Source organism: Vibrio sp. 10N.261.55.A7 (assembly GCF_002877365.1).
In the GTDB taxonomy this organism is placed as follows: domain Bacteria; phylum Pseudomonadota; class Gammaproteobacteria; order Enterobacterales; family Vibrionaceae; genus Vibrio.
On sequence record NZ_MCWZ01000271.1, the window covers coordinates 1 to 2,146 of the forward strand.

Below are 2,146 nucleotides of genomic sequence, written 5' to 3' on the forward strand. Positions count from 1 at the left end.
TGGCTTCCAAACGCCGGACTCAGGCGTGGTCAAGGTACGCGTTGAAGTGCTCGATGACAATGAAACCGAAACAAGAGAGTCGGTAATAGTTACGGCAACAACGGACAGCAACCACGTCAATGCCCAGTCGGCAAGTGCACAAGGCATCATCAAAGATGATCTAGTCGAGCGTGAAGACGGCAGTAAAGTGGATGAAGACGCTCCGGATATCGTCGTTACCGGTGGAGATAATCTAACAGAAAGTGATGATGCTTACTTAACCTATGAAGTTAAGTTAAGTGGGCCAGCAGCAAATGATGTTGATGTAGTGCTGACTCTTGGTGGCGATGCGACAGTCGGTTCAGACTATGAAAACAAAGTAGAATATTTCAATGGCTCTATTTGGGAAACATATAACGGCTCACTAACGTTACCTGCGGATGCTGAAGGTGTTCAAGTTCGAATCGCAGTGATTGATGATCTTGAAACAGAAGAGGTGGAAGGTGTATCACTGACCGCTACAACAACAGACAACAATGTTGCTGGGCAAAGTGCTAGCGACACTGTATACATCTTTGATGATCGTTCAAATTCTAAACCTGATTATGACGAGGATATTCCGGACTTAACCGTAACTGGTGCTGGCACTGTTTCTGAAGGCGATATTGCAACATTTACTGTCAATTTGTCTAAGCCAATAGATGAGATAGTGACACTTGATGTAAGAACTAAAGTAAGTGGTAGCTCAAATACAGCAGAGGCTGATGATATTGGTGATCTTGAGGTTTATTACTTTAAGGATGGAGACAAGACATACCTAGAGCTTGACGGAAATCTAGTTTCTATACCCGCTAATGTTCAGGATATTTATGTTGAAGTACCAACAGTGGATGATAACGGAGCGCCTGTATTTGAAGGACCAGAGCAGTTCCAACTTGTTGTTAGAGATATTAATAGTGTAACTACTGATTCAAATGGTAAGGCAACTGCGGAAGCAACCATAGACGATAGTGGGGCAGCAAGTGGCGATACTCCTGATGATGACCGTCCTATTGTTGAATCTATATCTAATGTACAAGTAGAAGAAGGTAACACAGCCACATTCACCGTGGAGCTATCGAACGAAAGTACAACTCAGACTCTCGTAAGACTTAAGTACACAGACTCAAGTGCGACCGCTCCAGAAGACTATGGCTCTGCAGAAACGGTAACAATTAAGTACGGTGATCCTGAAGAAACAGTGAACGCTAACGTTGTAAACGGTCGCTTTACAGTAAATATTCCAGCTGGTGTTACCTCGTTCGATGTACTTGTAGATACCGAAGACGATTTGCACATTGATGACAACGAGCAATTTGCTTTGTCTGCTAGAACCGATGCTCAAAGTGGGTATGTCAATGGTATTGCGACAATCACTGACAATGAAAAACCAATAATAGACCTTGATGGAAGCGAATACAGCTACGAGTTTGTTAGTGAAAATGCTGGATACGATAACGTTTTTGGGTATTACATTTACGATGAATCTTCTGGCACACAAGAGCTACACGTATTAGTTGGAAATTCAAACGATGTGAGTAACCCAAATTTGGGGTCAATTGATTCTCTTGATAATGTTGACTACTTCTTGATTCAAGATGGTGCAGCAGCTGTAAAAGATGCCAATAAATTGGAGCTAACCTCTGATGGTCAGTTGGTTATTGACGGGAACGTAAGTGACAAAAAAGTCTTCATAGGCAATGAAGATGACAGTCAGTTGCGCACATCAACAGATGCTGATGGAAACCTAATCCTAAGCTTTGACGACCAGAGAAAGGAAAGAGAAGATAACGACTTTGATGATTTGGTAATAAAAGTGACCAAATCGGATGCAACAACAGGCTATGAGAGCACCTTTACTGAGGGTCAAACTGGTGTTGCTATTGCAGATTTAGATGCAGACATTTTTGATGACAAAGATGCTGTTCAATCAATGACCGTTACCTTAACGAATAAACAAGCAGGCGACAGTATTGTCGTACCATCGGTATCTGGTTTTACCGTGACGACAGAAACCATCGGCAGTGCTTTGGTTTATCTGATTGTCGCAGATGCCCAAGGTGGTGTGTCAGCATCGGAATTTGAAGATATTTTAGATGCTATTCAATTCACAAACTCTAGTGAAGAC

General features: G+C 42.4%; 1 protein-coding gene. It reads left to right on the forward strand.

The window, feature by feature from the left end:
- Window positions 1-2,146 (forward strand): Calx-beta domain-containing protein (locus tag BCU12_RS23315; RefSeq protein ID WP_347231987.1); only part of this gene is annotated, 2,146 nt, incomplete at both ends.